This is a genomic window from Treponema sp., from assembly GCF_052169735.1.
GTDB lineage: Bacteria > Spirochaetota > Spirochaetia > Treponematales > Treponemataceae > Treponema.
In genome coordinates this window covers 1-6,430 of record NZ_JBQNBW010000091.1, presented here as the reverse complement: position 1 = coordinate 6,430, position 6,430 = coordinate 1, and the positions used below count along the sequence as shown (strand labels likewise).

General features: G+C 43.5%; 6 protein-coding genes. 2 read left to right on the top strand and 4 right to left on the bottom strand.

Annotated features, from left to right (window positions below):
* Positions 1-433: 433 nt before the first annotated feature.
* Complete coding sequence (locus ACTTJ8_RS11110; protein WP_442721225.1) at positions 434-2,530, top strand: methyl-accepting chemotaxis protein; 2,097 nt, start codon at positions 434-436, stop codon at positions 2,528-2,530.
* A gap of 167 nt (positions 2,531-2,697) precedes the next feature.
* Positions 2,698-2,985: an HPF/RaiA family ribosome-associated protein gene (locus ACTTJ8_RS11105; protein WP_442716177.1), complete on the top strand. Its 288-nt coding sequence runs from the start codon at positions 2,698-2,700 to the stop codon at positions 2,983-2,985.
* 128 nt (positions 2,986-3,113) lie between these two features.
* On the opposite strand, the gene ACTTJ8_RS11100 is transcribed toward ACTTJ8_RS11105, so the two are convergent.
* From ACTTJ8_RS11100 to rpmF, 4 genes are all read right to left on the bottom strand, one after another.
* On the bottom strand, positions 3,114-4,844 hold the full coding sequence (locus tag ACTTJ8_RS11100) for a fumarate hydratase C-terminal domain-containing protein (RefSeq protein WP_442721224.1): 1,731 nt from the start codon (positions 4,842-4,844) through the stop codon (positions 3,114-3,116).
* Between the two features lie 164 nt (positions 4,845-5,008).
* Positions 5,009-5,734, bottom strand: coding sequence for a ribonuclease III (rnc, locus tag ACTTJ8_RS11095; RefSeq protein WP_442721223.1), 726 nt, complete (start codon positions 5,732-5,734; stop codon positions 5,009-5,011).
* 20 nt (positions 5,735-5,754) lie between these two features.
* Positions 5,755-5,994, bottom strand: a complete 240-nt coding sequence (gene acpP, locus ACTTJ8_RS11090) for an acyl carrier protein (protein ID WP_442716174.1) — start codon at positions 5,992-5,994, stop codon at positions 5,755-5,757.
* Positions 5,995-6,010: 16 nt separating this feature from the next.
* Positions 6,011-6,199, bottom strand: coding sequence for a 50S ribosomal protein L32 (gene rpmF, locus ACTTJ8_RS11085; RefSeq protein ID WP_442716173.1), 189 nt, complete (start codon positions 6,197-6,199; stop codon positions 6,011-6,013).
* Positions 6,200-6,430: the final 231 nt, after the last annotated feature.

Here is a 6,430-nt window from a genome sequence, read left to right as displayed (position 1 = left end):
GGCACGGATGCCGCTGGTTCCAAGCTGCAGCAAGTTTTTCGTCAGAAAAACTTGTTGTTGTACAGTGTACACGGACGTACGCTGTACAACATGCCTGCGGGTATTTTTTGTGCACTCCTAGCATCTGCCTCACCTATTTCCAAAAGGCTTTTTTTCGCAATAGACAACGCATCTACTGCGTTACGTTATCAGAAGTGTGCATGGATGTACACTTCTGAACAATATTTCAATTCTGGATAATTTCTCTCTCTTAATTTTTACTGCTAAATAAATCAAAGCTCCCTATTTTTTAATTCCGATTTCACACCGGCAATAGGGGGGGTCCAAAGGGGTACCCCTTTGGTCGTCATTTTTCTTTTTTTGGGGTCGTAGGGGGCTTTTTTCTTTTTATCGAAAAAAAAGAAAAAAACTCCCTACACAAAGGAGGTACACAATGAAAAAGCGGTTTTCTTTAAGGAAAAGGCTTGTTATTATTTTCGGTTTATTGGTTGCCCTTGCATCAACTACGCAAGGCTTTTTTGCCGTCAGAATTGCACGTAAAGCCGTAACTGAAAAAGTCGAAAGGCATCTTATCGATAAAGCAACCGACACGGCAGCGGTAATTGATGGTAAAGTAGCATCTTTTTTTCAATTTTTTGAGGGAATAGCCCGTGTGCCGATACTGCGTGATCCTGCTGTTTCTTACCAAGAAAAAACGGCATACTTAAAAAAAGAAGCTGCCTTTAACGATAGAATTCACAAAATGGATGTATGCGATATGAAAGGAATACAATATACGGACAACGGACAAACACTGGATGTGTCCGGCAGAGATTTTTTTATGGCTGCTTCTAAAGGAAAAAGTTTTGTTGCAGAACCGCTCGTTTCCCGCTTGGATGGGGCTTTTATTATCGTATTTGCTGTTCCGATTTATGATGATAATCATTCTGTTATGGGTGTTTTAGTGGCAACCGTTGAAGCATCTATTCTTTCACATGATATAGCGGATATTATCGTCGGCGAGACAGGATATTGCTATATTCTTGGTCTTACGGGAACCACTATTGCATCAAAAGCGTTCGATAGAGTAAAGGCCATGGAAAATGTAGGAAATATGGCATTGACTGACAGCTCTCTGGCTTCTCTTGCAGCTTTCGAAAAGATGGCTGTAGAAATAGATGATCCTTCCATCGGTTTTTATACCTATAATGGGATAAGTAAAATTGCGTCTTATGCTACGATGAAGACAACCGACTGGACCGTTGTCATAAATGCGCCGAAAGAAGAATTTATGGGGGCAATTAATATACTAGGCTTCTCGATGATTGGTATAGGTCTGGCAATTTTAGTGATTGCGCTTATCAGTGTATATCTTGTTGCCCGTGCAACGGTAAAACCGATTCAAAGGGTTGTTTCCGCTTTGCAGAATATCGCACAAGGCGAAGGCGATTTAACAGTGCGTTTGCCGGTGCATGGCAACGATGAGATTACCGATATGGCTGAATACTTTAATGAAACAATCGAAAAAATCGGCACGTCTATCCGGCAGGTCGGTGTAAATAGTGATACGATGGAAGAAATCGGTACGGAACTTGCATCCAATATGACCGAAACAGCGAGTGCGGTAAATGAGATTAGTGCGAATATCGACGGGGTTAAACAGCAGGCAATGACTCAAGCTGCCAGCGTTACTGAAACGGCAGCAACTATCGAAGAAATTGTCCGAACGATTAAACAGCTGAATAACCATATTGAAACACAGGCAGCAAGTGTCGCTCAATCTTCGTCTTCGGTAGAGGAGATGGTTGCGAATATCGCTTCTATCGGACAAACACTGGGGAAAACCGATGACGTAATCAGAAATCTTACATCGGCAACCGGTGACGGCAAAGCAACATTGGAGATATCCAACACCGTAACACAGAAGATAGCCGAAGAATCCGGTTCCCTCTTGGAAGCGTCGAATGTTATTCAGCATATTGCATCGCAAACTAACTTGTTAGCAATGAATGCAGCAATCGAAGCAGCGCATGCGGGAGAAGCAGGAAAGGGCTTTGCTGTTGTTGCCGATGAGATCCGAAAACTTGCCGAAGAATCTTCTGTGCAAGGCAAAACCATCACTGCTACCTTAAAAACGCTGAGCGGAGAAATAGAAACACTTTCCAGCGCTGCTAAAACGGTAGAAGAAAAGTTTAATGCGATTTTCACGCTTGCTGAAGATGTCAAAGTAATGAGCTCCCGGCTTACTGAAGCAATGCAGGAGCAGGAAAACGGCAGCAAAGAAGTGTTGATTGCAATTAAGAGTATCAACAGCGTTACAACGGAGGTACAGGCAGGCTCTGAAGAGATGCTGAAAGGCGGACAGGGAGTCGCAGAGGAGATGCAAAAGCTGGACAATCTCACACGTATTATCACCGAAAGCATGAATGAGATGGCATCGGGAGTTGTGCAGATTAACAATGCGGTGCAGGAAGTAAATGCGTTGACGCAGAAGAATAAGCAGAGTATTGAGAGCTTGGCGGAAGAGGTTGGGAAATTTAAGACTAATTAGGGATATTGATCTGTAAAAATTCCTCGACTTTTTTCAGTTTATTGCGTATACTTTTAATAAACCTGTTCGAAGATACAGTTATCGAACAGATCTAATATAAGATGGCAGACATAAACGTCCCGTATAAAGCGGAGACATATCTGACTGTTAATCTATAGGAGGATAGTATGAATATCAATGTACAGGCAGTTAAATTTGCGCTGGATGAAGATCAAAAAGCGTTCATCCACAAAAAGTTTGAGCGGATCAAGTATGCGGAAGATTTGATTGTTGATGTGCTTTGCACAATAAAGTTCGATAAGAAATTTTCCTATGAATGTACGGTCAACTTTAAGGGCGGAACGGCGCATGTTTCAACTGATGACTATGACTTTAATGCCGGAGTCAATAAGCTGATGGATGTTCTTGATCAAAAAGTCAAAAAAGAAAAAGATAAAATACAAGCAAAAAAATAAATAGTAAAGGTACCGCATAACAGTACACCTGTTCGGAAACTTACATTTCTGAACAGGTCTCGTGCTGCTCTGCTGCGGTACCGGTTCATCTATAGGGCATCAAGGCTAACCGATTTTTTAGAGATGCCCTATACACGCTTCAACGACGCATAAAAGTCATTTCCCTTATCATCGGTTATCAAAAATACCGGTAAATCTTTTACGGAAATAAGCTGAACAGCTTCCATACCGAGATCGGGATAGTCAAGTACTGTCCGTGCTGTAATATGCTTTTCGGCAATGAGGGCAGCAGCTCCTCCGATAGTGCCGAGGTAAAATGCCCCGTATTTTTTGCAGGCAGTACGCCATAGCTCGGAACGGTTCCCCTTAGCAATAGTAATCAATGCAGCTCCTCTACTCATCAGCTCATCAGCATAGGGATCCATACGGTTTGCCGTTGTTGGTCCAAAACTCCCGATAACTGCTCCGGCAGGTGTTTCGGCAGGTCCTGCATAGAGAATAGGGTAGTGCAGAGTGTAGTCCGGCAATGGTTTACCGCTCTCCAGCAATGCCTTCCACCGGGCATGTGCAGCATCCCGTGCAACCAAAATATCACCGGAAAAAAGGAAAGCTTGTCCAACCGCATAGCGGGAAAGTGCTGTACGGGCAGCAGCAAGAGAACCAAGGTCGATGGCAACCGGTTCTGCATTATGAAGTACCGAAGTGCCGGTATGCAGTGCTGCTTCATTATTTTGCCGGACGGCACGGAGCGCCTTTTCCAAAAACGGCTGCGGGTCTGCGATATTTTTTTGAAGGAATGCCCCTTCTTTGCTGATATAACCGACCAGATTCCGGTGAGCATTGCATGAAACGCCGATAGAAGCAAAGCAGCTTGCTCCGTGCCGCGGTAAGCGGAATACGCGGGCATGGGCTGCAAGGTGGGTACCGCCGAATTGGGCACCTAAGCCGGTTTCCGCTGCAATGCGCACTATCCGTTCTTCCCACTCCCGGCACCGCAGCGGACGCACACCGCCTATTGAATCCGTCCAATGGAGTCCTGCATCTGCAGTATTCAGCTGCTCTACAGCATCCCAGTAACCGGTGGTTGCCAGCTTGAGTGTGAGGAGATTCTGCTCAGGGCTTAAACCTCCAATCACTACGGCAATGGTATAAGGAGGGCAGGCAGCTGTCCCCAAAGCTGCAATCTTTGTTTTGAGAAATTGCTCAAAGGATTGGGGATTGAGTAATGCTTTTGTTGCACAGGTAAAATCGGTTTTATTTGAAGAGCCTCCGCCTTTTGCACAGAATAAGAAGCGATAGGAAGGGTTCTGTATATGCTCTTCTGCTCCATTGCTGCATAATGCCGCATTGTCCGTACTGAATATATCGATTTGAGCCGGTAAATTGGTGGCAGTGTTTTTTTCATCAAAAAGAGAAGACGGCATATTGATTGAAAAGCGGAGATTGTTTTCTTTGTATGCCCTGCCGATCCCTGCGGTGAGGGCGGTACTGTCGGAGCTGAAACCTGCAGTCTGATTTTCGGTTTGTGCCTCTGCCGTTTGGGTAATAGAAGAAACCGCTGCGTCTTTCCATGCAAAGACTTGTGCTACACCGGTGTCTTGGCAGAGCGGCAATGACCCTTTTGCTGCAATTACCGCATTCTCCAAGAGCTTTATTGCAACTAATCGGTCATTTTCAGAAGATGCAGGATCAGCGGCAACCTGTACAAGGCTTTCCAGATGCTCTTGCGGAAAGGTAAAGGATAAACGTTTAAACGCTTGTTCAGCAAAAACCGCAAGTACAGCTCTATCAATGCTGAAGCCGTTTTCATGGGGTGCCGCTGCAAGGCGGGATGCCGGTATAATCTTTTCAAATTCCATAGGGTCTAGTATAAGTCAAAAATGCTGAATGTGCTAGAGTCGATCTATTCGATAATTGCGTTTTCAAATAGGTCGACGAGTTCTAAATCGCACAAATAGCACGATTTAGAATATCGCATTTCAAAGTAACCTGTTCAGAAACGGAAGTTTCCGAACAGGTTTAGTTATGGACACAAGGCTTGCCATGCAGCTTCAGCGGCAGCTTGTTCCGCTTCTTTTTTGCTTTTCCCCTTTGCAGGACCATACTCTGTACCTTTAATCTGTACTTTTACTTGAAAAACACGGTCGTGATCGGGACCTTGGGTTCCAATAAGGATATACTTCGGTACGATTTTATATTTTTTTTGTACATATTCTTGCAAAAGTGATTTGTAATCTCGATACTGATGCCGGTTATGCTCTACAAGATCTAACTGCGGCGCAATAATATCCAGTACAAAGCGCTGCACTGCTTTAAAACCGGAGTCCAGATAAAAAGCTCCGATTAACGCTTCCACAGCATCTGCCAACAGCGCTTTTTTTCTTCTTCCGCCCGATACTTCTTCTCCATGTCCAAGTACTAAATATTCATCGATATGAAGTGCAAGTGCAAGTGAAAAAAGAGAGTCCTCTGAAACTACAGCAGCCTTGATCTTTGCCAAATCACCTTCAGGTTTATCAGGATGTGCAAGATAGAGTTCAGCTGCTACAATCATACCGAGAACGGAATCCCCTAAGAATTCAAGCCGTTCATTGTTGACAGGAGCATCCGCGTGTTCATTAGAAAAAGAACGATGATGAAAAGCAATATCCAATAAATAGGGATTTTTAAATTTACATTTCGCGGTTTTTTGAAAAACAAGCAGTTCTTGCTTCCTTTGTTTGTCTAAAGCCTGTTTAAAAGGAAACAAGAACCCATCCCTCCGCCAAGTTATTTTGACTGAGCTTCTTTAATAAAGTCGTAAGCATCTCGTACTGTTTCAAATTCGCTTACTTTTCCATCCGGAATCTTTATACCCATCTCTTCCTCGATAGCGTACACTAATTCATAGGTATCAAGGCTGTCGGCACCAAGATCTTGGCGGAAAGAAGAATCGAGCGCAATTTTATCGGCATCGATTTCAAGCTTTTCTGCAATCAGCTTCTGAATTTTAGCAAATAACTCATCCATAAAAGAAAATCCTCTCTTAATTTAATGTATCGGGATCAACAACCTGATGTCCGCGGTAGTGACCGCATTTAGAACATACATGGTGAGATAAAATCAAATTACCGCAATTTGCACACTCCACAAGATGAGGAGCTGTCAACCGCATATTTATTCCCCGGCGGCGGCGTGTGCGTGCTTTTGATGTTTTAGCTCTTGGCACTGCCATAAGGTAACCTCCAAAATCATAATTAAATCAGAAAAATATATTTTATACTATACGTGAATGCTAAAATAGTCAATATCAAATTATCCAAAACTTTCCACAGCTGATACATCGGGGCTTCTTTAGAATTTTGTGTCCCACAGGGTCTTGTTTTTTCGGATTACAGTTATGGAAGATATTAGACCTATTCGATAACTGTGTTTTCGAATAGGTCGACGAGTTCTAAATCGCACA